The organism is Flavobacterium sp. 38-13 (assembly GCF_001899155.1).
GTDB classification, from domain to species: domain Bacteria; phylum Bacteroidota; class Bacteroidia; order Flavobacteriales; family Flavobacteriaceae; genus Flavobacterium; species Flavobacterium lindanitolerans.
Map to the genome: position 1 here is coordinate 179760 of NZ_MKVG01000012.1, position 24518 is coordinate 204277.

Here is a 24518-nt window from a genome sequence, read left to right on the forward strand (position 1 = left end):
AAAAAGAGGCCGAAGCCTCTTAGTTGTTTTTATATGTGATGATTAAACATCGTCAAAATCAATATAAATTTCTGCAGAAGTTGGATGTGCCTGGCAGGTTAATGTTAATCCTTCCGCAATTTCTCTGTCGGTCAGGATTGAATTCTTTTTCATTTCTGCACTTCCGGAAACAATTCTTGCAATACAACTGCTGCAAATACCTCCCTGACAGGAATACGGAGCGTCGATTCCTTGTTTTAGTGCAGCATCAAGTAGTGTCATCTTTTGTGACATATCAAAAGTAGTCTCTTCATCATCAACTAAAACTGTAACCTTAGTATGGCCTTCTAATGATTCAGAAATTTTATTTTCTTTAGTAGAAGCTGAAAACAATTCAAATTTGATGTCCTTTTCTTTGATATTATTTTCTTTCAGGACATTGTTTACGGTATTAATCATCTCTTCCGGACCACACAAATAAAATTTGTCAAACTCAACGGAAGCATGTTTGTTTTTCAGTATAAAATTTACGGCAGATTTCTCAATCCTGCCAAACAATGCATTTTCTGCTTTGGCCTGACTGAATACATAATACACAAAGAATCTTCCGGTGTATTGAAGCTGAAGATTATGCAACTCTTCGTGAAAAATGGTTTCTTCAGGAGATTTATTCCCATAAACCAATACAAAAGTGCTTTGTGGTTCTTTTTCTAAAACACTTTTTAAAATAGACATTACTGGAGTTATACCACTTCCGGCAACAAAGGCAGCATAATTTTTAATCCTGTTGGCATCCGGTTCAAAAATAAATTTTCCTTCCGGAGAACCTACTTCAATCGTATCTCCTGCTTTTAGCTGTTTGTTTGAAAACTGGGAAAATGCACCATTGGAAACGGCCTTAATTGCAATGCGTAATTCGCCGCTGTCTGGGGATGAACAGATAGAATAGGCGCGGCGGATTTCATTTCCATCTAATGTCAGCTTCAGGTTTATATATTGGCCAGCTATGAAATTATAGTTGGGTTTCAGTTCTGAAGGAACATTGAAAAGTACAGAAACAGCATCTTTTGTTTCTCTTCTGACTTCTTTTATCGTTAGTTTATAAAATGTAGACATTCTGTATATTTTATGCAAAAATAAGCATTCCCTAAGCTTTTTTAAATAAGAAAAGCTTAAAAAATAATACCTAACTATTTTATGCATAAGAAATTTATGTATATTTGAGAACTAATTTTGAAAAATGAAAAACTCCCAATTATATAAAGGAAGTCTTACTACCATAATAATGAAGTTATTAGGTGAAAACGGACGTATGTATGGTTATGAAATCACACAGAAAGTAAAAGAAATAACCAAAGGCGAACTGAACATCACAGAAGGCGCGCTTTATCCGGCATTGCATAAACTCGAAGCTGAAGGTTTGTTAGATGTTGAAATTGAAAAGGTAGACAATCGTCTCCGGAAATATTATAAGCTGACAGAAAACGGACAGACCGAAACCGTAAACCGCCTGGCCGAATTGGAAGAATTTATAAAAAATATGCAAAGCATCGTTAACCCTAAATTGAGTTATTAAAATGAAACTGGATAAAAATCAGATACATATAATTGAAACGGTTTTAGACAAACTAGGTGTGGTTTATGTTGATTATAAATATGAAATCCTGGATCATATTGCTACGGAAGTAGAGGAAAAAATGATAATCCATACTATAACTTTTGAAGAAGCTTTCCCGGAAGTATTAAAAAAATGGCAGTCCAAATTCAAGAAATCATCTAGTGTGTTGTTTGGTTATTTTTGGGAAATGCCAGAGATTTTGCTCAATAAATGCATTAAAATGTATAGAAAGAAATTGCTTTTGGTATTTACGGGTGCTATGGTCTTAACTTCCGGATTCCTGTTATTTTCTTCTTTTTTGAAAAACCATCTGGTCGACTTTTTTAGCATTGTGACAATTTTATATAGTGTTGCTTTTTTACTGTCGGCTCTAGGATATGTTAAAATCCGATTATCAAAAAGAAAAACATCATATGGATTTTTATATAAACAGCAATTTATGGCCAGCGTATTAGTGACTTTCCAACAACTCTATTTTATGAACAATGGTTTTGAAAGAAATAATTTTTCACCACTTTTCAGCTATTTCATGATTTTTATCTTGTCACTATATTTTCTTTTGTCTGTTTATAGCTTTATCTTCTACAAAGCACATTTTCAGGAGTTAAAAAGAATGCAGTATTCTTAATCGCCTCCAAACGAACCATATTACAATAAGACAGAAGTATAAATTCCTGTTTCTATGAAATTAAACGAACAGCAAATAAATCAACTCTATCTATTCACCCGCCAGCATTTTGTAGAATGGTATGACCTGCAATCTGAACTGGTTGACCATTTGGCAAACTCCATTGAGGACAGGTGGAAAGAAAATCCAAAACTAACCTTTGAAGAAGCTCTGGAACTGGAATTCAAAAAATTCGGAATTTTTGGATTTATGGATGTTGTGGATGAACGGCGCCGGTTTTTATCAAAAAAATACAGCAGGATAATCTGGAAACACTATAAAGAATTTTTCAGGCTGCCTAAAATCATCCTGACCGTTTCATCGATGTATTTTTTATATTTCCTTTCAGAAAAACTACAGGACTCCCAATACCTTTACCTCAGTATTTTAGCTGTTATCGGTATTGTATTCACCGTAGAAAGCCGTAAAATTCACAAGGCTCAAAAGCTGAAAGAAAAGGAAACAGGGAAAAAATGGTTTTTTGAGCAAATGGTTGATGCTTTTGATGTCTATCCGATTACGCTTTTGCCTATGCAACTGATTAATTTATCAGTAACAATTGGTGAAGAAGGATGGCATAGGGGAATAGCCATTTTTGGTGCTATACTACTGGTATTGTTTGCCTTATTACAATATGTACACTGGAAAATCGTGTACCCAAAAATCGTACTGGAAATGGGAAGTGTCTATCCGGAGTATGAAATGTCAAAATAAGCTGTAACGTTTGTATTGATTGTACTACTAATTCTCAAAACCCAACCATAAACTATGTTTAAAAAATTTCTCATGCTGGAATGGAAGGCTTTTTTCCGTTCCGCTTCATTCAGAACCAATCTCGCCTTAAAAATATTAATGATTTTTGGGGCTATTTATTTCACGCTGATTTTCCTTTTTATGGGAATTGGCGCGTTTTATCTTATCAAAGAAGAGTTGCACCTTGACCCTTTGGTGACCGTCAATCAATTTTTGATTTATTATTTTCTTTTTGATTTAATAATGAGGCTTTTTCTGCAGAAAATTCCAGTCATGAATATTCGGCCGTTGCTCACTCTGCCTATTAAGAAATCAACCATCGTAAATTTTGCTTTAGGCAAAACGGTACTGTCGTTTTTTAATTTCGTACACTGCTTTTTCTTCGTGCCTTTTTCAATCGTACTGATTATGGAAGGATATGACATTGTGGGCGTTATTCTTTGGCACATTGGATTGATGGCTTTGGTATATGTCAACAACTTCCTTAATATATTGCTCAACAATAAAGATTATCTTTTTTTAATCTTTATCGGACTTGTACTGGTTTTAGGAACCATGCAGTACTATGACTTGTTTGATGTAACTAATTATACTTCTGTTTTCTATCAGGGATTATTTGATACCAGGTATATTTTCCTGATACCAGTATTTTTGCTGATTGCTTTGTATGCAATTACCTTTAATTTCTTTAAAAAGAATCTGCATTTGGATACGGGACTTTCATCAAAGCATAGCGTAGCCAAAACAGAACAATATACCTGGCTTAACCAGTTCGGAACTATTGGTACATTTCTTAAAAATGACATACGCCTGATAAAGCGTAACAAGCGTTCCAAGACTACAATCTTTATGAGTCTCCTGTTTCTTTTTTACGGACTGCTTTTCTTTGCAAGCGGAATAGAATCCTATGACAATCCGATGATGCACATGTTTGCCGGAATTTTTGTAACAGGTGGTTTTTTATTCACTTTTGGTCAATTCGTACCAAGTTGGGATAGTGCTTATTATCCGTTGATGATGACGCAAAATATTCCTTATAAAGGATACCTTAGTTCAAAATGGTGGCTGATTGTTATTGCAACGGCGGTTTCAACGGTTGCTGCTTCTTTCTATCTTTATTTTGGACTCGAAGTATACCTGGTTATTGTTGTTGGAGCTATTTATAATATTGGTGTCAACTCTCATTTGGTATTGTTGGGCGGTGCCTATACAAAAACACCGGTTGATTTGGGTTCCAGCAAAGGTGCCTTTGGTGACAAGAAAGCATTTAATGTAAAAACCATGCTTATCTCTTTGCCAAAACTGTTATTACCTATGATTATTTATGCATTGGGTTATTACCTGATTAACCCAACAACAGGACTGGCTCTCGTTGCACTGACAGGTATTCTTGGCTTTGCTCTAAAAAACAAAGTTTTTAACCTGATTGAGAGAGTCTACAAGACAGAAAAATACAAAACGCTGGAAGCCTACAAGCAAAAAGCATAATCAAAAGAACAAAGTCTAACGATATAAAAATCGAAAAATGATACAAGCAAAAAATCTTTCAAAAACATATAACGGAACAACCGTATTAAAAATAGACCACCTTGAAATACAACAAGGAGAAAGTTTTGGATTAGTAGGGAATAATGGAGCAGGAAAAACAACCTTTTTCAGTTTGCTTCTTGACTTGATACAGCCTACAACCGGAGAAATAGTCAATAACGGTTTTAGGGTAGACCACAGCGAAAGCTGGAAATCACTAACGGCTTCTTTTTTAGATGAAAGCTTCCTGATTGGCTACCTGACTCCGGAAGAATATTTCTATTTTATTGGTGATTTGCGCGGACAAAATAAAGCTGATGTTGACGCCTTATTGCAGAAATATGAAGAATTTTTTAATGGGGAAATCCTGAACAGCAAAAAATACATTCGTGACTTCTCAAAAGGAAACCAGAAAAAAGTAGGGATTATTGCTACTTTAATCGGGAATCCAAAAGTTATCATATTGGATGAGCCTTTTGCAAATCTTGACCCGACAACTCAGTTCAGGCTTAAAAAAATAATCAAGGAATTAGCAGACAATCCTGAAATTACGGTTCTGGTTTCAAGCCATGACCTGCTTCACACGGTTGAGGTCTCCAATAGGATTGTTGCCCTGCAAAAAGGAGAAATAGTAAAAGACATACAAACATCATCTGAAACATTAGAAGAACTAGAACGATTTTTCGCTGTCTAGTTTTAGTATAGAGGCTCCGTAAAACGGAGCCTTTTTTTTACCTATAAAGTCAGGTCGTTTTAGGAGCCACAGCTATTCGGATTAGCAAAAAATCACCTATTTTTTTCCCTATATCAAAAAGAAACGTATTTTTACCAGTCATTATACTAAAATCGATTTTTAAAAGTTAAGGAATAAAACGCTTTTACATTGAAAACCAACATACTTAAATACGTCATTCTGTTTTGCCTTTTTGCCTTTTTGGTAGCTTGTTCTACCAAGAAAAATAACTTCGTGAACAGAAATATGCACGCCCTCAGCACAGAATACAATATTTTGTATAATGGCGATATTGCGCTTCAGGCCGGAATAAATGAACTGAAAGCACAATATAAGGACAATTTTTGGGAAATTCTTCCGGTAGAAAGGATGCAGCCAACCCAGGAAACGATGCTTCCGGGTGATAAAAAGAATCCCAATTTTGAACGTGCAGAAACCAAAGCCAATAAAGCCATCCAGAAACACTCCATGTATATTGAAGGTGGAGAAAAAAACCCGCAAATTGACGAAGCTCACCTTTTGCTTGGAAAGGCACGTTATTATGACCAGCGATTTGTACCGGCTTTAGAAGCTTTCAACTATATCTTATATAAATATCCGAACAGCGATAAGATTTACGAAGCAAAAATCTGGAGAGAAAAAACCAATATGCGTATGGAAAATGATGCATTGGCGGTAAAAAACCTTCGTAAGCTTTTGCAGGAAATAAAATTCAAAGACCAGATTTTTGCTGATGCCAATGCAACCCTGGCTCAGGCTTACCTTAATATTGAAGAAAAAGACAGTGCTATATCAAGACTAAAACTGGCCATCGAATATACCAGAGAAAACGAGGAAAAAGCAAGATACCATTTCATATTGGGGCAGCTTTACGATAGTGAGAAGAAGACAGACAGTGCCATGGCTGCCTACCAATCAGTAATTGATATGAGAAGAAAAGCACCTCGCCGTTATGTTATTCAGGCTCATGCCAAGCAGGCACAACATTTTGATTTCAAATCCGGTGATACGTTGGCTTTTGTAAAAAAATACAAAGATTTATTGGAAGACCGCGAAAACAGACCTTATCTGGATGTAGTCAACCACCAGATGGGACTATTCTATGATAATCTCGAAAAAGACAATATCGCTAAAAAATATTACAATAAATCATTAAAGGCCAATTCTCAGGACAATTACCAAATTGCTTCCAATTACAGAAATCTGGCAGAAATTTATTTCAATGATGCCAAATATTCTGTTGCAGGTCAATACTATGACAGTACTATGGTTCGTATGGACAACAGAACCCGAGAATATAAAGCGATCAAAAAGAAAAGAGAAAATCTGGTTGACGTTATCAAATACGAAGCCATTGCTAAAACAAATGACAGCATACTTCATGTTGTCTCTTTATCAGACGATGGTAAAAAAAGCTTTTTTGAAGACGTAATCGCTCGATTGAAAAAAGAAGATGAAGAGAAGGCCAAAAAAGCTTTAGTGTTAAATAATGGACAACCGGGAACAGCTGTTTTAATGAAAGACTCGGAAGGAAATGATGAAGAAGCCATGAAGCGTTCAGCAAAATTTGGCAGTAAAAGCAGAGAGGCAGCAGTCCTGGCAGATGAAATGAACATGGCACCTCCGGGAGTAGGAAGTTCAATTGCGTCGTCTAACTTCTATTACTATAATCCAAGTACTGTTGCTTATGGAAAAAATGAATTCCGTAAAACATGGGGCAATAGAGCATTAAAAGACAACTGGAGACTATCTCAAGGAAAAACCAAGATTGGATTTGGCGATGATGTTACTGATGACAGCGTAGCCTCAAATGAAGAAGGCGACACTAAAAAGGAAGACAAAATTGATGTGAGATATACGGTAGATTATTATCTGAAGCAATTGCCTACAGACCAGAAAGTAATCGACAGTCTTGCTAAAGAAAGAAACTTTGCATACTATCAATTGGGTCTTATTTATAAGGACAAATTCAAGAGATACGAGCTAGCGACAGGCAGACTCGAAAAATTATTGCAAAATGACCCGGAAGAAAGATTGATTTTACCATCAATGTACAATCTTTTCAAAATTTATGAAGTAACAGACAAGCAGAAGGCAGAAGCAATGAGACAGAGAATCCTGTCGCAATATCCGGAATCCCGCTATGCCACTATTTTACAAACATCTGCTTCAGATTTGACAAAAGCCAATGACACGCCCGATGCTGCTTATAACAAATTGTTCAAACTTTACGAAGCAGGCCAATATCAGGCAGTCATGAAAGAAAGTGAAGCGCTTATTGAGCTGTATGCAGGAGAAGATATCATACCAAAAATAGAATTGCTTAAAGCCAACACAACCGGAAAGCTGAAAGGGCTTGAAGAATACAAAGGTGCATTAAACTATGTAGCTTTGAATTACCCAAACAGTAAAGAAGGAAAAGAAGCAGAAAGTCTTTTGGCAACTAATATTCCGCAAATGGAAGCCATAGCTTTTGACAAAGAAATTCCGATAAGCTGGAAAATACTATATAAGGTAGGACCAAATCCGGATGAGAAAAACACAAAAGTACTTCAGGATAAAATAAAGAAATTTGTTTCGGAAAGAACAGTAGACAAACTGTCCATGTCTTTTGACGTCTATACCGCAAATGAGAGTTTTGTTACAATTCACGGAATCAAGACAGAAGAGAATGCAAAAGACATTGCCTCAATCCTAAAAGATTACAAAGACTATAAGATTCCTGACAACCCAATAATCATATCCAATGAAAATTATAAAGTTGTTCAGATAAAGAAAAATCTTGCCGATTACCTAACAATCAAAAAACCGTAAAAGATGTTTGATAAGAATCCCAAATCCTACACAGACCTTTTAGGAAAAACCAACAGGATTGTTGAAGGAACCATAATAAAAGGCGACATCATTTCCCAGGCCGATTTCCGTCTTGACGGTGAGCTCATAGGAAATTTCCAGTCAAAAGGAAAAATTGTCATTGGCCCGGCAGGAAAAGTAATTGGAGATATTATTTGCAGAAATGCCGACATAGAAGGAAAATTTGACGGCAAGATTGAAGTCATGGAAATCCTGAACGTAAAAGCCAAAGCAAAAATCTACGGAGAAGTTATCGTAGGAAAGCTGTCTGTTGAACCAGGAGCAGAATTTAGTGCTTCCTGTACGATGAAGGCCAATGTGAAAAACTTAAATCCGGGTGATGGAAAACAACGACCAGAAGAAAAAATCGCTTAGCAAATGGGCAGCATTGATGAATATTCCCTTCCAGATGGGAATTATCATTTTTGCGTTTACCTATCTGGGCATGTGGCTTGACGAAAAATATTCAAATAACTCTTCAACCTGGACAATTGTTCTGTCGCTTTTGTCTGTTTTTATAGCACTATATAATGTAATCCGGCAGGTAAAAAATCTAAACAAAAAATAATGCACAGGCTCTTCGCTTTTTTAAAGTATTTTATTCCTTTTTCAGTAATCCTTTTTATTGCGCAATATTTTATCACGGAAAAACTATTTCCGGATATGGCATTTTTTTATCAGGTATGGAGCATCTATACTTTCCATATCGCAGCGACCCTGCTAATCTATCTTTTTCTTCTTTTTGTAAACAAAAATTTTTTTGATAAGACCGGTTTTGCATTCCTTGCGGGGAGTGTTATCAAGATGATGGCGGCTGTAGTTTTTCTTATCCCATTAATAAAGGCTGACGTAAATGACCCGATAATCGATGTCACTGCCTTTTTTATCCCATATTTCCTATTCCTTTTTTTTGAAACTTTTTTTGCAATTCGTTTAATAAACAATCGCTAATTCCTTTGAATATTAAAGAATTATTATTCAAAAGCCAAATAACTAAAAATTATATTGATATATTTTCAAGTATGAATTAAATATGTACCTTTGCAAAAATTTTTGAAACGTAAAATTAGATACACAATTTAATAATGGTAATTTCAAATAAACCACTCCAATTCATTCTGGCTGCTTTTTTAGCGTGTATTCCCTTAGCAAGCTTCGGCAGTACAACGGTTGACAGTATTTATGTTAAAACGGAAGCGGCAAATCCGGTACACGGAAGCCACAAAGAATTAAATGCCCATGAGGAGAAAGAGTTTAATGCAAGTGAGTTGATTAACTCACACATTGGAGATTCGCACGATTTCCACATTGCAGATTGGAATGGCCATCCAATTTCGTTCAGCCTTCCTGTTATTTTATGGACAAACAATGGACTGACGATTTTTTCTTCAAAAGAATTTCACCATGATAATACAGGACATCACGTAGTGTCTGCAAACGGACAGGAATTCGTTCGTTATAATGAAGTGATTTTTTACGCAGATAAATTTGAAAAACTGACAGAAGAAGACAAAGGTGCTTTTAACTTTGAAGCAAGACCTTTGGATTTCTCAATCACTAAAAACGTTTTCTCGATGCTAATGTCGGCTATCGTACTTTTCTTGTTGTTCTCTGCTGTAGCACGTTCTTACAAGAAAAACAAGATGGCGCCTAAAGGACTGGCAGGTTTCCTGGAGCCGTTGGTTACTTTCGTGAGAGACGACATTGCTATTCCAAATATCGGTCACAAAAAATATGCGAAATACATGCCATATCTTTTAACGATATTCTTCTTTATCTGGATTAACAACCTTATCGGTTTGATTCCATTCTTCCCATTCAGCTCAAACTTGACAGGAAACATATTCTTTACTTTCGTAATGGCATTAATTACTTTTATAGTAACTACGCTAAGCGGAAACAAATATTACTGGAAACACATTTTGCTTCCTCCGGTTCCAAAAGCATTATACCCAATCATGGTTCCTATTGAAATCATCGGTATGCTTACAAAACCTTTCGCCTTGATGATTCGTTTATTTGCGAACATTACTGCGGGTCACATTATCATTTTAAGTTTGGTTTCATTGATATTCATCTTTAAAACAGTTGCGATTTCTCCGGTTTCCGGTGCATTCGTATTGTTCATGAGTGTCCTTGAAATGTTGGTTGCTGCATTGCAGGCTTATGTTTTCACATTGTTGTCGGCATTGTTTATCGGTCAGGCTGTTGAAGAGCACGACCACCATTAATTTGAGTTTTATTAATTATTAACTATATAAATTTATTACTATGGTATTAGCTGGAATCGGTGCTGGATTAGCTGCAATTGGTGCAGGTATTGGTATTGGAAAAATTGGTGGATCTGCAATGGATGCTATTGCTCGTCAGCCAGAAGCTACTTCAAAAATTCAAACTGCTATGATTATCGCAGCTGCACTTATCGAAGGTGTTGCTCTTTTCGCAGTAGTTGTTGCATTAATTGCAAAGTAATTTAAAGTAAACAAAACTTCCTGAAACGGTTGGTTTCAGGAAGTTTTTTAAAAACGACAAACAAATTAAATATATAAGTTTATGAATTTTACTGCACCAGAGAGTTTAGTTTTTTGGACAACAATTATCTTCATAGTTTTCTTTATTCTTTTAAGAAAATTCGCTTGGAAGCCTATTTTAGGAGCTGTAAAAGGACGTGAGGAATCAATCAACAACGCATTGGCATCTGCTGAAGCAGCGCGTAAGGAAATGCAAAACCTTACTGCAGACAATGAGCGTATCTTACACGAAGCTCGTATGGAGCGTGATGCTTTATTGAAAGAAGCTCGTGAAATGAGAGACAAAATGATTGCAGATTCTAAACACGAAGCACAAATTCAGGGAGAAAGAATGATTGAGCAGGCAAAAACTGCTATCGAAGCGGAGAAGAATGCAGCTATGGCTGAATTGAAATCTCAGGTTTCATCATTGTCTCTTGAAATTGCTGAAAAATTATTGAAAGACGAATTGTCTAACAAAGAAGCTCAAACCAAATTGGTTGAGAAAATGTTAGGTGACGTAAAATTGAACTAATATGTCAGGAACTAGAGCAGCAATCCGATACGCAAAAGCAATTTTAGATTCGGCGCTAACCAATGGAGCAGCGCAGGATGTCTATAATGATATGGCTTCAATTGCATCAACAATAGAAGGTAATGAAGAGCTTAATACCTTCATCCTTAATCCTACTATTGGAGTTGGTGTTAAAGAAGCTGCCCTGACAGAAGTTTTCGCAAATGTAAACGGAGTGACTAAAAGTCTTTTCCACTTGCTATTCGAAAACAAAAGATTTGAAATTCTTGCTGATGTTGCGTCACAGTACAAAATTCAGTTTGATGAAATGAACGGACTTGAAGTGGCTAAAGTAACTACAGCCATTCCAATGGATTCAGCTTTGGAAGCAAAAGTTTCTGAGAAAATCAAAGAATTTTCAGATAAGAAAATTACAATTCAAAATATAGTAGATCCATCTATCATTGGAGGATTTATTTTAAGAATAGGCGATAAGCAATACAATGCTTCAATTGCCAACAGATTACAAGTTTTAAAAAGAGAGTTTAGTAATTAGTTTTACCACACGAAAAGTGTATAAATTATAAAACAAAATGGCGGAAATCAAACCTGCTGAAATTTCAGCAATATTAAAAAAGCAATTATCAGGTTTTGAATCTGGTGCTACGCTGGAAGAAGTTGGAACAGTACTTCAAGTTGGAGATGGTATTGCTCGTGTGTACGGGCTTTCAAATGTTCAATACGGTGAGCTTGTAGAATTTGATAACGGTATGGAAGGTATCGTTTTGAACTTGGAAGAAGATAATGTGGGTGTCGTTCTTTTAGGACCATCAACAGGAATCAAAGAAGGTTCTACAGCAAAAAGAACACAACGTATTGCTTCGCTTAAAGTAGGTGAAGAAATGGTAGGACGTGTAGTAAACACTCTAGGTCAGCCAATCGATGGTAAAGGACCTATTGGCGGAACACTATATGAAATGCCATTGGAAAGAAAAGCTCCTGGAGTTATCTTCCGTCAGCCTGTAACTGAACCATTACAAACAGGTGTAAAAGCTATCGATGCGATGATTCCGGTTGGACGTGGACAAAGAGAGCTTGTAATTGGTGACCGTCAGACTGGTAAATCTACCGTTTGTATCGATACCATCCTGAACCAAAAAGAATTTTATGATGCAGGTCAGCCTGTATTCTGTATATATGTTGCAATCGGACAAAAAGCTTCGACTGTAGCAGGAATTGCAAAAACATTAGAAGAAAAAGGAGCAATGGCTTATACAATCATTGTTGCTGCTAACGCTTCTGACCCGGCTCCGATGCAGGTTTATGCTCCTTTCGCAGGTGCAGCTATTGGTGAGTACTTCAGAGATTCTGGACGTCCGGCATTGATTGTTTATGATGATTTGTCTAAGCAGGCAGTAGCTTACCGTGAGGTTTCCCTTCTTTTGAGAAGACCACCAGGACGTGAGGCTTATCCTGGAGACGTTTTCTACCTTCACTCCAGATTGTTAGAAAGAGCTTGTAAGGTTATCAATAATGATGACATCGCTAAAAACATGAACGATTTGCCAGATTCATTGAAGCCAATCGTAAAAGGTGGTGGTTCATTGACAGCTTTGCCAATCATTGAAACACAAGCGGGTGACGTTTCTGCCTATATTCCAACAAACGTAATTTCGATTACAGACGGGCAAATTTTCTTGGAGTCTGATTTGTTCAACTCTGGAGTTCGTCCTGCGATTAACGTTGGTATCTCTGTATCTCGTGTTGGAGGTAACGCACAAATCAAATCGATGAAAAAAGTAGCTGGTACCTTGAAGCTGGATCAGGCACAATTCCGTGAATTGGAAGCGTTCGCTAAATTCGGTTCAGATTTGGATGCCGTTACATTAAACGTAATTGAAAAAGGTAAGAGAAACGTTGAAATCCTGAAACAAGGTTTGAACGATCCTTACACTGTTGAAGATCAGGTTGCTATTATCTATGCGGGTTCTAAAAACTTATTGAGAAACGTTCCTGTTGATAAAGTAAAAGAATTCGAGAAAGACTTCCTGGAATTCATGAACAACAAACATAGAGATACTCTTGATGCTTTGAAAGCTGGAAAACTTGATGACAAGATTACTGATGTTATCGAGAATGTAGCTAAAGAAGTATCAGCGAAATATAACTAAAAATAGTCAAATGTCTTAAAGACAAAAGTAGAAAGCCAGATAGATGGGTTTCAATAAACTTTTGTCTTTATGACTTGGGACTTTTAGACTAATAAAAATGGCAAACTTAAAGGAAATCCGTAATAGAATTACTTCCGTTTCATCAACGATGCAGATTACATCGGCGATGAAAATGGTTTCTGCTGCAAAGCTTAAGAAAGCGCAAGACGCCATTACGGCAATGCGTCCTTATGCTGAAAAATTAACTGAATTGCTACAAAATGTTAGCGCTTCACTTGATGGGGAAAGCGGCGGAAAATATTCTGACCAAAGACCTGTAAATAAAGTTCTTATTGTTGTGATTACATCAAACAGAGGTTTGTGTGGTGCATTCAATTCTAACGTTGTAAAAGAAACTAAAAACCTTTTGCAAAACTATGCAGGAAAGCAGGTTGATTTTGTTACTATCGGTAAAAAAGGTAACGACATTGTCAGAAAGACAAATAACGTAATTATGAATAATAATGGCGTTTTCGACAATTTGACTTTCCATAATGTTGCTGAAATTGCGGAAGAATTGATGAAGCTATATGCTGAGGGAAGTTATGATAAGATTGAACTGGTTTATAACCAATTCAAAAATGCTGCAACCCAGGTTATCATTACGGAGCAGTTTTTACCAATCGTTCCGGTAAAGGCAGAAAGTAAAAATCAGGTAGATTACCTTTTTGAACCATCAAAAGAACAAATCGTTGAAGAATTGATTCCACGTTCATTGAAGACACAATTGTATAAAGCAGTCAGAGATTCTTTTGCTTCAGAGCACGGAGCCCGTATGACAGCAATGCACAAAGCGACTGATAATGCGACGGAATTGAGAAACCAATTGAAGTTGACATACAACAAAGCACGTCAGGCTGCTATTACCAACGAAATCTTAGAAATTGTTGGTGGAGCCGAAGCTTTGAATGCATAAAAAAGATGAATTTTAGATAAAAAGCCAGCATTTGCTGGCTTTTTTTATATATTCGTAATTGATCAAAATAATCTATTATGAAAAAAATTACTTTTTTATTAGCCCTTTTTGGGGCTGGAGCGTATGCTCAAAACTTTCCAAACCCTTATTGTGATATTACAGTTGTTGAAGATGTGGAAGAAATAACTTCAGTAAATTTTGCAGGCGCTTCTATTACAAATTCAGATGCGACGACAATACTTTTAAACCATACTTCTACAGTTGCGAATGTAACTCCTGGACAGTCTTATACGATTCAAGTACAAGGGAATTCTCATGGAGATTATGATAATGAATATATTGCTTATGTGGATTGGAATCAAAATGGGCTTTTAACTGATACAGGAGAGTACTATTATATCGGTAAGCTGACCGGTACTACGGGAAATGATGATGCTATAGCCTCAACATCTATACAGGTTCCTTCGACAGCAACGGTAGGTAATACACGTATCCGTGTTATTAAGGTTTGGACGGATGAATTGGAAGGTATTGTATTATATCCTACACCTTGTGCTATTGCTTTTGACTTTCCTGACTTTGAATTAGTTTTGGATTCTTATGGACAAGCATTGGACTTTACGGTAAATGTAGCGGCATTAGGTACAAACTCTTTCGATTTGAATTCTTTAGCGGTATATCCTAACCCTGCAAAAGACGTATTAAACATAAAATATAAATCAGACATACAAGATGTTAAGATTTATAACCTTTTGGGACAAGAAGTTCTATCACAAAAAGCAGGGCAGTCAGATTTCCAACTGAATACCGGTAAACTTTCTGCAGGAACTTATGTAGTTAAATTATTTGCTGAAGGCGGACAACACAATTTTAAATTGGTTAAAGAATAATCACAATATCTGATTTTCTAAAAGGTCGGCAACTTATTGTTGCCGACCTTTTTGTTTGATATTTTATGTGAAACTGCTACATAAAATTGATTCTGAAATCAAAGAATTAGCTATTTTTGTTAAATAAATTTGACCAAACCTATTTTGAGCTTATACAAAAATCTTTTCAAGCAGACAGCGATTTACGGACTTGCTACAGTTGTACCAAGAATGTTTAGCTTTTTTTTGGTGCCGCTTTATACGGAACTGTTACCAAAAGCAGAATATGGTCAGGTCAATATTATCTTTGCATATCTTATTTTTTTTAATGTCATTCTGGCCTACGGAATGGAAACGGCCTTTTTCAGGTTTTATAATACCGAAGACGATAAAAAAACAGTGGTAGAAACATCAACCGTTTCTATTTTTTGGACCAGTATTCTTTTTCTGGTTCTTGCCCTTCTTTTCAGAACTTCAGTAGCAGAATTTATTGATATTGAGGTGCAGTATGTAACCTATGTCATTTGGATATTAGTGCTCGATGCCCTGGTAATTATTCCTTTTTCGAAGCTGCGGGCCAGACAGAAGCCAATGTTTTATGCCGCGGTAAAGATTGGGAATGTGGCTGTAAATTTAGGATTGAACCTGTTCTTCCTGATTTATCTTCCCAAAATTGCCCAACAGAACCCTGAAAGCTTTGTAAGCTCCATGTATTTTGAGGATTTTCAGGTTGGCTATATTTTTGTGTCCAATATTGTCGCAAGTTTACTGACCTTGTTGGTATTTTTGCCCAACTATATGCATGTTCGCTGGCATTTTGATTTCCAACTATGGAAAAAAATGTTGCGCTACGGATTTCCAATCATGATTGCCGGTATTGCTTTTGCTATTAATGACCAATTCGATAAGATATTATTAAAATACCTGCTTCGGCCAGATATTGCCGAAGCAGAAGTAGGTATTTATTCCGCTTGTTATAAGTTAGGTCTCTTTATGGTACTGTTTCGTACGGCATATACTTTAGGCATTGAACCGTTCTTTTTTAGCCATGCCTCCAATGAAAATGCAAAACAGACATATGCAACAATTACAAAATACTTTGTAATATTTGGGTCTTTAATGACATTGGCAGTAATTGTTTTTGCTGATATACTAAAGCTAGTCATGATTCGTGATTCATCATTTTGGGATGCTATGGGAGTCGTGCCGCTGATTATTTTGGCTAATTTCTTTCTTGGTATCTATACTAATCTTTCTGTATGGTACAAACTTACCAACCAAACGCATATAGGAGCCTATATTTCCATTATTGGTGCGATTATAACCCTGGTGTTGAATTACCTGCTCATTCCGCCGTTTAGCTACTACGGTTCGGCAATTGCAACCATTGCAGCGTATGGTAGCATGATGTTTATATCGTATGTGTGGGGCAATAAATACTATCCGATTCCGTATGATAAAAAAGCAATAGGCGGTTATCTGATAATCTCTATTCTTTTCTCATTTATTTATTTTTACGGATATCGTGAAAATTATTGGGTGGGAATCCCAATGTTGATTGCATTCATGTATTTCATATATTACAACGAAAAAGAAACTATTCTTCGCATTATTAAAAGAAAAGCCTAAGACATAATAATTTTACCTTTTTATCTGATGACAATTAAAATCATAAACAAATCACAGCATCCGTTACCAAACTATGAAACTCTGGCTTCAGCCGGAATGGACCTGAGAGCTAATCTTTCTGAACCCATTACGCTGGGCCCGTTAGAAAGAGCTATTGTAAAAACCGGACTTTTCATAGAATTGCCTATTGGTTATGAAGCACAGGTACGTCCACGTAGCGGATTAGCTGCAAAGAAAGGAATAACCGTACTCAATTCTCCAGGAACAGTCGATGCCGATTATCGTGGTGAGATTGGAGTGATTTTAGTAAATTTATCAAATGAAGCTTTTGTAATCGAAAACGGCGAAAGAATTGCCCAACTCATTATAGCCAAACATGAAAGAGCAGTCTGGCTGGAAGCAGATGAACTGTCTGAAACATCAAGAGGGGAAGGCGGATTTGGAAGCACAGGAGTAAAATAAATAAAACAAACATGGTTGGATTTCCAACTTTAAAATAAAATACGAAAACTATATGAAGATAATAGTTCCTATGGCCGGACGAGGCTCTCGCTTAAGACCACATACATTAACAGTTCCAAAACCACTAATTCCGATAGCCGGAAAGCCAATAGTGCACAGGCTTGTTGAAGATATTGCCGGTGTAATCAATCAGGATATAGAAGAAATAGCCTTTATCATCCACAGAGATTTTGGAAAGCAGGTAGAAGTTGAGTTGGTCGAAATAGCAGAAAAATTGGGGGCCAAAGGCACAATTTATTATCAGGAACAGCCATTAGGAACAGCTCATGCCATTATGAGTGCAAAAGAATCAATGACCGGCCCTATAGTGGTGGCATATGCCGATACGCTTTTTCGTGCTGATTTTACCCTGGACACAGAGGCAGATAGTGTAATCTGGGTAAAACAAGTTGACGACCCGAGTGCTTTTGGTGTTGTGCAGTTAAACGGGCAGAATCAAATTGTTGATTTTGTAGAAAAACCAAAAGAGTTTGTCTCTGACCTGGCAATTATAGGTATCTATTATTTCAAATCCGGAGAAACTTTAAGAAATGAATTGCAATATTTATTGGATAATAATGTTGTAAAAGGAGGAGAGTACCAACTGACGGATGGTTTGGAGAACATGAAAGAGAAAGGATTGAAGTTTGTTCCGGGAAAAGTTGACGAATGGATGGATTGCGGTAACAAAAATGTTACTGTGGAGACCAATACAAGAATGTTAGGCTTCCTGCATAATGATGGCGAACATTTGGTAGACTATGATGTTAAGACAGAAAATTCGACAATCATTCCACCATGCTATATTGGTAAAGACGTAATCCTGATTAACGCAACAGTTGGTCCAAATGTATCTTTAGGCAAAGGATGTCACGTCATCAACAGTACCATAAAAAACAGTTTAATTCAAACGCATTCTCATATAAAAAATGCAAGTTTGGATAATGCAATGATTGGAAACCACGCCAGCTTTGACGGAAATTTCACAAGCATAAGCATAGGCGATTATTCCGTTTTGGAATAAAATTTGATAAAAAACCAATATGAAAATTAAAAGTTATCTCTTATCACTTCTTTTCTTCGGAATGTTATGCGTTCCGGCCAAAACTTTTGCCCAGGCTGAGCCGGACGATATAGCATTGGCAGAAGATGGTTTTCAGGATAGTTTTTATGAATCACTAAAGCAGAAAGGCATTGAAAATTATGACAAAGCTATAGCCGCTTTGGAAAAATGCCTTAAGCTACAGCCTCAAAATGCGGTCGTCTATTATGAATTGGGTAAAAATTACCTGAGCCTGAAAGATTATAAAAAAGCATACGAGTCGTTTTCACAGGCTTCCCTCATAGACCCTAAAAATAAATGGTTCTATGTTGGAATGTATGATGTGTGCTACCAGACAAAAGATTATACACAGGCAATAGTTGTTGTCAATAAATTAATTGGGCTTGATATAAAATATAAAGAGGACCTGACCTCGCTTTACATGTATACAGACCAATATGACAAGGCCTTGGCGCTCATAAAAGATTTGGATGATACGGTTGGTGAAACCCCTCAGAGAAATGCCTATAAGCAGCAAATCCTGAAAGATTCAAAGTACCGCATTGGAGAAAAAGACCAGCTTTTGGAAGCCATTAAAAAAAATCCAAAAGACGAGTCAAAATACATTGCCCTGATTTATCTTTATTCGGAAAGCAATCAGGAAGAAAAGGCATATGAAATCGCGAAAAAATTAGAAAAAGAAATTCCCGATTCAGAATTTGCCCAGGTAGGACTTTTCAAATTTCATCTTAATAATAACGATGGAGATAAAGCAGTTACGGCCATGAATAAGGTGTTGGAAAGCAAGAAGATTGATACGGAAGTAAAACGCAAAATCCTGAAAGAGTTTTTGGTTTTTGTCAAAAACAATCCGCAGTTCAATACTGATTTGGATAAGGCCGTTGGCTATTTTAGTAGTGAAGACCAGGCTCTGCTGACTAAAGAAGTAGGCAAGGTTTTTTATGCAAGAAAAAACTGGGAACGCGCCATCCACTATCTGGAAATCTATTCCAAAAATAATCCACAGGAAGTAGAGTCTAATATTTTCTTATTGCAGGCCTATACAGAAAACAAGCAGTTTGATGTGTTGGCAAAAAAAGCATCAGACCTGATTGATTTTTTCCCTATGCAACCGGATTTTTATTATTACTCGGGACTGGCGAACAACCAGATAAAAAATTATAAAAAAGCCAAAGACTTTTTGGAAATGGGTATGGACTATCTCGTTGACAACAGAGATTTGGAAATTAACTTTAATATCCAATTAGGTGAGGCTTTTAACGGACTTGGAGATGCGAAGAAGAAGGAATTTTATTTCCAGAAAGCAGACCAGTTACTAAAACAGAAAAAATAATGAAAAGATATATCTTCATAACTTTTGGAGCCCTTATGCTACTTTCATGCAATGCCAGGAAAGCAGTAATTGCAGAAGGAACAGCCAATGAAATGGTCGCCTCTTCAAAAGTAATTGAAAACCATTATAAGCTCAAGAGGAATTTTTCGACAGCCTATATCAAGGCCAGTGCAAAGTATAAAGACGACCACATGTCACAGGGCGTTTCTGCTGAAATCCGAATCAAGAAAGACGAACAGATTTTAATCAGTGTCCGTTTTTTAGGATTTACCATGGCCAAGGCACTCATTACGCCTCAGGAAGTAAAATATTATGAAAAGATAGGGAACAAGTTTTTTGAGGGCGATTATTCTACACTGAGCAAGTGGCTCGGGACCGAATTGGATTTCCAAAAAGTGCAGAACATGCTTATTGGTGAAGCCATGGATGACCTGACAAAAGGGAAATACACGACCACAATTGACGAAAGCTTGTACAAACTGCAAGATGCCTCAAATAAGAATACCGAAAAGGCTTTTTATTTTGAAGCGGCAAATTACTTGATAAAAAAACAGGAAGTTACCCAATCAAAAGAAGACAGGAGATTGCAGATTCTCTATCCCGGTCATAAAGAATATCCGGAAATGGTATTGCCATCACAAATTATAATTGATGCAGTCCAAAATGGTAAGAAAGTCAATATTAATATCGATTATAATTCAGTTTCATTCAACGAAAACCTTACTTTCCCGTACAGTGTTCCTGATGGCTATGAAAGAATATATATTGATTAGATTTGCACAAACATATCCAATTATGTCAAAAAACATATTTACTCTTTTTCTGCTGCTGGCCACTTCAATAGTTTGGGGCCAAACGGATATGCAGAGAAAATTGGAAGAACGCAAAGCACAGCTTCAGAAAGAAATCAGGGAAGCAGAAAATGCTTTGCAATCAGAAAAGAAAAAAGAAAAATCGGTCGTTACACAAATTAGCCAGCAGACTGCAAAAATCAAACTGCAGGAAAAACTTATTGCTACAACCGAAAAGCAAGCCAAGTTATTGAGTGATGACATTTATACAAATCAGTTAAAAATCAACGGACTGAAAAAAGACCTTGATGAGCTTAAAAAGGATTATGCCAAAATGATTGTCAAGTCCTATAAGAGCCGTTCCGAGCAGAGCAGGGCCATGTTTTTGCTTTCTTCGAAAAACTTCCTTCAGGCTTATAAAAGAGCCCAATACATGAAGCAATATTCAAATTATAGAAAAAATCAGGGAGAAGAGATTAAGGTAAAATCAGATGAGCTGGCAGCCTATAACGAAAAGTTAGGCATACAGAAAAAAGAAAAACAGAAGCTGATTGTCGAAAATGAAAAAGAAAAGCAGAATCTGGAAAAAGATAAGGAAGAGCAGGAAAAAATAATGAAGTCTATTAAAAAAGACGTCAAAAAATATACTGCCGAAATCAAGAAAAAACAACAAGAAACACGTGAAATTGACCGTAAGATTGACAAGTTAATTAGGGAAGCAATTGCCGAAGCCAACAGAAAAACAGCTGCAGCAAATAAAAAAGCGAATCCAAAAGCAACTGTTGCAGAAACAAAAGCCATCGAAAACTCTTCAAAAATTGTATTGACTCCGGAAGGAAAAATCATTTCGGATAATTTCAAGGCAAACAAAGGAAAATTATCATGGCCCGTTGCAAAAGGCTTTGTGTCTCTTAGGTATGGTGACCAACCGCACCCGCTGCAAAAATCACTTATCGTTCACAGTAGCGGTGTTGAAATTACGACAGATTCCGGTGCTTCAGTACGTTCTGTTTTTGCAGGTGAAGTAACAAGAGTACAGCTGATTTCTCCAAACAACATGGTAGTGTTCGTCCAGCATGGAGATTTCTACACCGTATACCAGAATCTGAGTTCTGTGAGCGTTTCCAAAGGAACTAAAGTAACGGCTATGCAGAATATAGGAAAAGTAACAACCAATGCAGCAGGCAAGACAGCCTTGAAATTTGTAATCATGCAAAACGCAACAACGTTAAATCCACAAGCCTGGTTAGCAAATATGTAAGCAAATAAAAAAGGAACCTAAACGGTTCCTTTTTTTATTCTATAAATAATGCTTTTAGTTCAGTAGCTTCATTTGGTTTCATTTTTCCGGCAAGAACAAGGCTAAGCTGCTTTCGTCTCAATGCGGCATCATAACGCTGTTTTTCCAGTTCGGTTTCAGGAAGTATGGCAGGAACTTCTACCGGACGACCGGTTTCATCGACAGCAACAAAAGTATATATGGCTTCGTTTGCCTTGTTTTTGATTCCTGACTCGCGGTCTTCAATCCATACATCAATATAAATCTCCATTGATGTTTTAAAAGTCCTCGAAACCTTAGCTTCAATAGTCACAACGCTGCCCAAAGGAATAGCACGGTTAAATGCCACGTGATTCACAGAAGCTGTAACAGTAATACGTCTCGAATGTCTCCTTGCCGCGATGCTTGCCGCTCTGTCCATTCGTGCCAGTAATTCACCGCCAAAAAGATTGTTTAAAGGATTGGTTTCGCCCGGTAAAACCAAATCAGTTAGAATTGCTACAGATTCAGAAGGAGTTTTCGCTTGCATCGTTTTTTTTGCAAAGGTAACAGATAGCAATTAAATCCGATAGTCAGTAATAAATTTTTTAGGGGAAAAATAAAAAATCCCGAACGAATCGGGATTGGACTTATAATTCCTGAATCAGAAGCCAGGCTTCCGGATTTTCTGTTTTCTGGATTTTTGACATTGCTTTTTGGGCTTCGGCATAATTAGAGAAACTTCCGTAAAGAACAGGATGCAATCCATGTTTGTTCTTTGCTATTTTTCTTGCCTTATATCCTTTTGCACTAAGCTTTTCGAATATTTTTTGTGCATTTTCTTCATTTCTAAAAGCACCCGCAACAATATGATAAGCTAACTTTTCCTCTTTGATATTCAGCTTTACGGCAGGTAGCGGACTTTCAATAAAAAAAGTAGCTTCCTGTATTTTATCCTGTACTTTTTTCTGAACCGTTTTTTGTACAATCAGGTTTTCAGAATCAATTTGTTTCTGATAATAGTCATTTCCAAAGAAACCTGCTGCTCCAAGTCCAAGTACAAAAATAGCGGCATATTTAAGATAAGGTCTACTATTTCTTCGTTCCGGAGTAAAAATTATTGGTGCTTTTTCTTCAAGCGCCTCAACTTCTTCCTTATAAACTTCTCTTTGGATTTTTGGAGCAACAAAAGTGCTCAATCCAAAAGAACTCGTAAGGTAATTCAGGCTATCTGACGGTTCAAAAACAATATTGTTTTCCGAATTTAAAGACAATTGGCCAATGTTTTTCAACTCCAGCAATTTGTGCAATTGCAAAGCCAGCTTCCATCCTGAAACAGTAGTTTCGATTTGGGCTACAGCATCTTCGTAGGAGATTTTTTCGGCCTGCGAAATATGGTTTGCCAATAAGCCATCATTATTCTTTAAATGAAAATTAAAAGAAACCACTTTTCTGGGCGGATAAAACGCCATAGTACTTTCATTGAGTCTTGCAGGTTGTATCTCCGTAAGGAATGCTCCAAAACCGGGAACCGCAACACATTGATATCTATATAAAAGTTGGGATATGTAAAATTCAATCTTCATAGAAACAAAGTTACTTATTCATTGGTCAGGTCAAAATTTTATCAACAAATTTTATTAACAATCTAAGTAAAATGTCTTTATATTTGAGATTCAATTATTTGCCATGAACCAGGAAGAATTATTTTATTTATTAGCCTTACAAAAAGTAGAATCGGTAGGCGACATACTTGCCAAAAAACTTCTCGCGCATTTTGGAAATGCCAAAGAAATCTTTCAATCCAAACCTTCAAAACTCCAAAGTATAGAAGGAATAGGAAGTATTTTGATTAGAAATCTCAAAGACCAGACGGTTTTTAAAAAGGCGGAAAAAGAGCTTGCGTTTATCACGTCAAATGCTATCGATGTGTTTTTTTATCAAAGTAAAAATTATCCGGAAAAGCTCAAACATTGTTTCGATGCCCCCATATTATTATTTGCTTCGGGAAACTTCGATTTCAATAACCGAAAAATTATAAGCATTGTCGGAACAAGACAGGCAACTCCGTATGGGGGAGAATGTTGCAGAAAGCTGATTTCTGACCTTGCACCGCTAAATCCGGTTATTGTTAGTGGTTTTGCCTATGGAATTGACATTATTGCACATCAGGCAGCAATGGAACACAATCTGCAAACGATTGGTATTATCGCCCATGGGCTAAACCAGATTTACCCGAAGGCTCATAAAAAATATGTTTCCAGGATGCAGGAAAAAGGTGGTTTTATGACCGACTTCTGGAGTTCTTCCAATCCTGACAGGGAAAATTTTATTCGTAGAAATCGTATTGTGGCCGGTATTTCCGAAGCAACTATCGTTATTGAATCGGCAGAAAAAGGAGGTTCCCTCATTACAGCCAACATGGCTAATGACTACAACAGGGATGTTTTTGCATTTCCGGGAAAAGCATCGGACAAATACAGTCAGGGATGCAACAACCTGATTAAATCTCAAAAAGCACAACTGCTGACTTCAGCGGCAGATTTGATTTATATGCTTAACTGGGATTTGGAAACGCAGAAAACCAGTGTGCAGAAACGCTTATTCGTAGAATTGGATAAGGAGGAGCAAACGGTTTATAATTATTTGCAGGCAAAAGAGAAAGAATTGATGGATGTTATTGCTTTAGAATGCAATTTCCCTGTTCACAAAATATCTTCCCTGTTATTGAACATGGAACTCAAAGGAGTGGTACGGCCGTTGCCAGGCAAATTGTTTGAAGTTATTTAAAAAT

General features: G+C 36.7%; 26 protein-coding genes. 23 read left to right on the top strand and 3 right to left on the bottom strand.

Going from position 1 to position 24518, the window contains the following annotated elements:
* Positions 1–42: 42 nt before the first annotated feature.
* Positions 43–1095 carry a ferredoxin--NADP reductase gene (locus tag BGO88_RS07535; RefSeq protein ID WP_273237647.1) on the bottom strand — a complete coding sequence of 351 codons (1053 nt, stop codon included), beginning with the start codon at positions 1093–1095 and terminating at the stop codon, positions 43–45.
* A 124-nt stretch (positions 1096–1219) separates the two neighbouring features.
* Between BGO88_RS07535 and BGO88_RS07540 the strand changes: the two genes are divergently transcribed.
* From BGO88_RS07540 to BGO88_RS07645, 22 genes are all read left to right on the top strand, one after another.
* Positions 1220–1555, top strand: coding sequence for a PadR family transcriptional regulator (locus tag BGO88_RS07540; RefSeq protein ID WP_056067185.1), 336 nt, complete (start codon positions 1220–1222; stop codon positions 1553–1555).
* 1 nt (position 1556) lies between these two features.
* On the top strand, positions 1557–2225 hold the full coding sequence (locus BGO88_RS07545) for a hypothetical protein (protein ID WP_286706484.1): 669 nt from the start codon (positions 1557–1559) through the stop codon (positions 2223–2225).
* 54 nt (positions 2226–2279) lie between these two features.
* The gene (locus BGO88_RS07550) at positions 2280–2978 is read left to right on the top strand and encodes a hypothetical protein (protein ID WP_286706485.1); all 699 of its coding nucleotides are present in this window, start codon (positions 2280–2282) and stop codon (positions 2976–2978) included.
* Between the two features lie 54 nt (positions 2979–3032).
* A complete protein-coding gene (locus BGO88_RS07555) occupies positions 3033–4505 on the top strand; it encodes a DUF5687 family protein (RefSeq protein ID WP_286706486.1) in 1473 nt (490 codons plus the stop codon).
* Positions 4506–4542: 37 nt separating this feature from the next.
* Entirely contained in the window at positions 4543–5238 is a 696-nt protein-coding gene (locus tag BGO88_RS07560; RefSeq protein ID WP_101470963.1) for an ABC transporter ATP-binding protein, read from the top strand.
* A gap of 189 nt (positions 5239–5427) precedes the next feature.
* Entirely contained in the window at positions 5428–8091 is a 2664-nt protein-coding gene (gene porW, locus BGO88_RS07565) for a type IX secretion system periplasmic lipoprotein PorW/SprE (protein WP_286706487.1), read from the top strand.
* A 3-nt stretch (positions 8092–8094) separates the two neighbouring features.
* On the top strand, positions 8095–8505 hold the full coding sequence (locus BGO88_RS07570) for a bactofilin family protein (RefSeq protein ID WP_056067197.1): 411 nt from the start codon (positions 8095–8097) through the stop codon (positions 8503–8505).
* Complete coding sequence (locus tag BGO88_RS07575) at positions 8471–8698, top strand: AtpZ/AtpI family protein (RefSeq protein WP_056067199.1); 228 nt, start codon at positions 8471–8473, stop codon at positions 8696–8698. The genes BGO88_RS07570 and BGO88_RS07575 overlap by 35 nt, the downstream gene beginning before the upstream one ends.
* Positions 8698–9081: a hypothetical protein gene (locus BGO88_RS07580; RefSeq protein ID WP_056067202.1), complete on the top strand. Its 384-nt coding sequence runs from the start codon at positions 8698–8700 to the stop codon at positions 9079–9081. The genes BGO88_RS07575 and BGO88_RS07580 overlap by 1 nt, the downstream gene beginning before the upstream one ends.
* A 131-nt stretch (positions 9082–9212) precedes the next feature.
* A complete protein-coding gene (atpB, locus tag BGO88_RS07585) occupies positions 9213–10361 on the top strand; it encodes a F0F1 ATP synthase subunit A (protein ID WP_371417528.1) in 1149 nt (382 codons plus the stop codon).
* Between the two features lie 40 nt (positions 10362–10401).
* Complete coding sequence (gene atpE, locus BGO88_RS07590; protein ID WP_044401428.1) at positions 10402–10602, top strand: ATP synthase F0 subunit C; 201 nt, start codon at positions 10402–10404, stop codon at positions 10600–10602.
* A gap of 81 nt (positions 10603–10683) precedes the next feature.
* Positions 10684–11175 carry a F0F1 ATP synthase subunit B gene (locus tag BGO88_RS07595; protein WP_056067204.1) on the top strand — a complete coding sequence of 164 codons (492 nt, stop codon included), beginning with the start codon at positions 10684–10686 and terminating at the stop codon, positions 11173–11175.
* Position 11176: 1 nt separating this feature from the next.
* On the top strand, positions 11177–11710 hold the full coding sequence (gene atpH / locus BGO88_RS07600) for an ATP synthase F1 subunit delta (RefSeq protein WP_056067205.1): 534 nt from the start codon (positions 11177–11179) through the stop codon (positions 11708–11710).
* Positions 11711–11747: 37 nt separating this feature from the next.
* Positions 11748–13325 (top strand): F0F1 ATP synthase subunit alpha, encoded by a 1578-nt coding sequence (atpA, locus tag BGO88_RS07605; RefSeq protein ID WP_056067208.1) that lies wholly within the window; start codon positions 11748–11750, stop codon positions 13323–13325.
* A 97-nt stretch (positions 13326–13422) separates the two neighbouring features.
* Entirely contained in the window at positions 13423–14280 is an 858-nt protein-coding gene (gene atpG, locus BGO88_RS07610) for an ATP synthase F1 subunit gamma (protein ID WP_056067210.1), read from the top strand.
* Positions 14281–14357: 77 nt separating this feature from the next.
* On the top strand, positions 14358–15170 hold the full coding sequence (locus tag BGO88_RS07615; RefSeq protein ID WP_286706488.1) for a T9SS type A sorting domain-containing protein: 813 nt from the start codon (positions 14358–14360) through the stop codon (positions 15168–15170).
* A gap of 144 nt (positions 15171–15314) precedes the next feature.
* On the top strand, positions 15315–16778 hold the full coding sequence (locus tag BGO88_RS07620; protein WP_286706489.1) for a lipopolysaccharide biosynthesis protein: 1464 nt from the start codon (positions 15315–15317) through the stop codon (positions 16776–16778).
* Positions 16779–16805: 27 nt separating this feature from the next.
* Complete coding sequence (gene dut, locus BGO88_RS07625) at positions 16806–17240, top strand: dUTP diphosphatase (protein WP_286706490.1); 435 nt, start codon at positions 16806–16808, stop codon at positions 17238–17240.
* A gap of 52 nt (positions 17241–17292) precedes the next feature.
* A complete protein-coding gene (locus BGO88_RS07630; RefSeq protein WP_101470958.1) occupies positions 17293–18303 on the top strand; it encodes a sugar phosphate nucleotidyltransferase in 1011 nt (336 codons plus the stop codon).
* 19 nt (positions 18304–18322) lie between these two features.
* Positions 18323–19675, top strand: coding sequence for a tetratricopeptide repeat protein (locus tag BGO88_RS07635; protein WP_286706491.1), 1353 nt, complete (start codon positions 18323–18325; stop codon positions 19673–19675).
* Entirely contained in the window at positions 19675–20448 is a 774-nt protein-coding gene (lolB1, locus tag BGO88_RS07640) for a lipoprotein insertase outer membrane protein LolB1 (protein WP_056067219.1), read from the top strand. Before BGO88_RS07635 ends, lolB1 begins: the two co-directional genes overlap by 1 nt.
* Positions 20449–20470: 22 nt before the next feature.
* A complete protein-coding gene (locus tag BGO88_RS07645) occupies positions 20471–21727 on the top strand; it encodes a murein hydrolase activator EnvC family protein (RefSeq protein WP_286706492.1) in 1257 nt (418 codons plus the stop codon).
* A 34-nt stretch (positions 21728–21761) separates the two neighbouring features.
* Here BGO88_RS07645 and BGO88_RS07650 read toward each other — a convergent pair whose 3' ends face one another.
* Both BGO88_RS07650 and BGO88_RS07655 read right to left on the bottom strand, forming a co-directional pair.
* Entirely contained in the window at positions 21762–22274 is a 513-nt protein-coding gene (locus BGO88_RS07650; RefSeq protein WP_056067221.1) for an acyl-CoA thioesterase, read from the bottom strand.
* Positions 22275–22374: 100 nt separating this feature from the next.
* The gene (locus BGO88_RS07655; RefSeq protein ID WP_056067224.1) at positions 22375–23310 is read right to left on the bottom strand and encodes an HU domain-containing protein; all 936 of its coding nucleotides are present in this window, start codon (positions 23308–23310) and stop codon (positions 22375–22377) included.
* Positions 23311–23413: 103 nt separating this feature from the next.
* On the opposite strand from BGO88_RS07655, the gene dprA reads away from it, so the two are divergent.
* Entirely contained in the window at positions 23414–24514 is a 1101-nt protein-coding gene (gene dprA / locus BGO88_RS07660; RefSeq protein WP_286706493.1) for a DNA-processing protein DprA, read from the top strand.
* Positions 24515–24518: the final 4 nt, after the last annotated feature.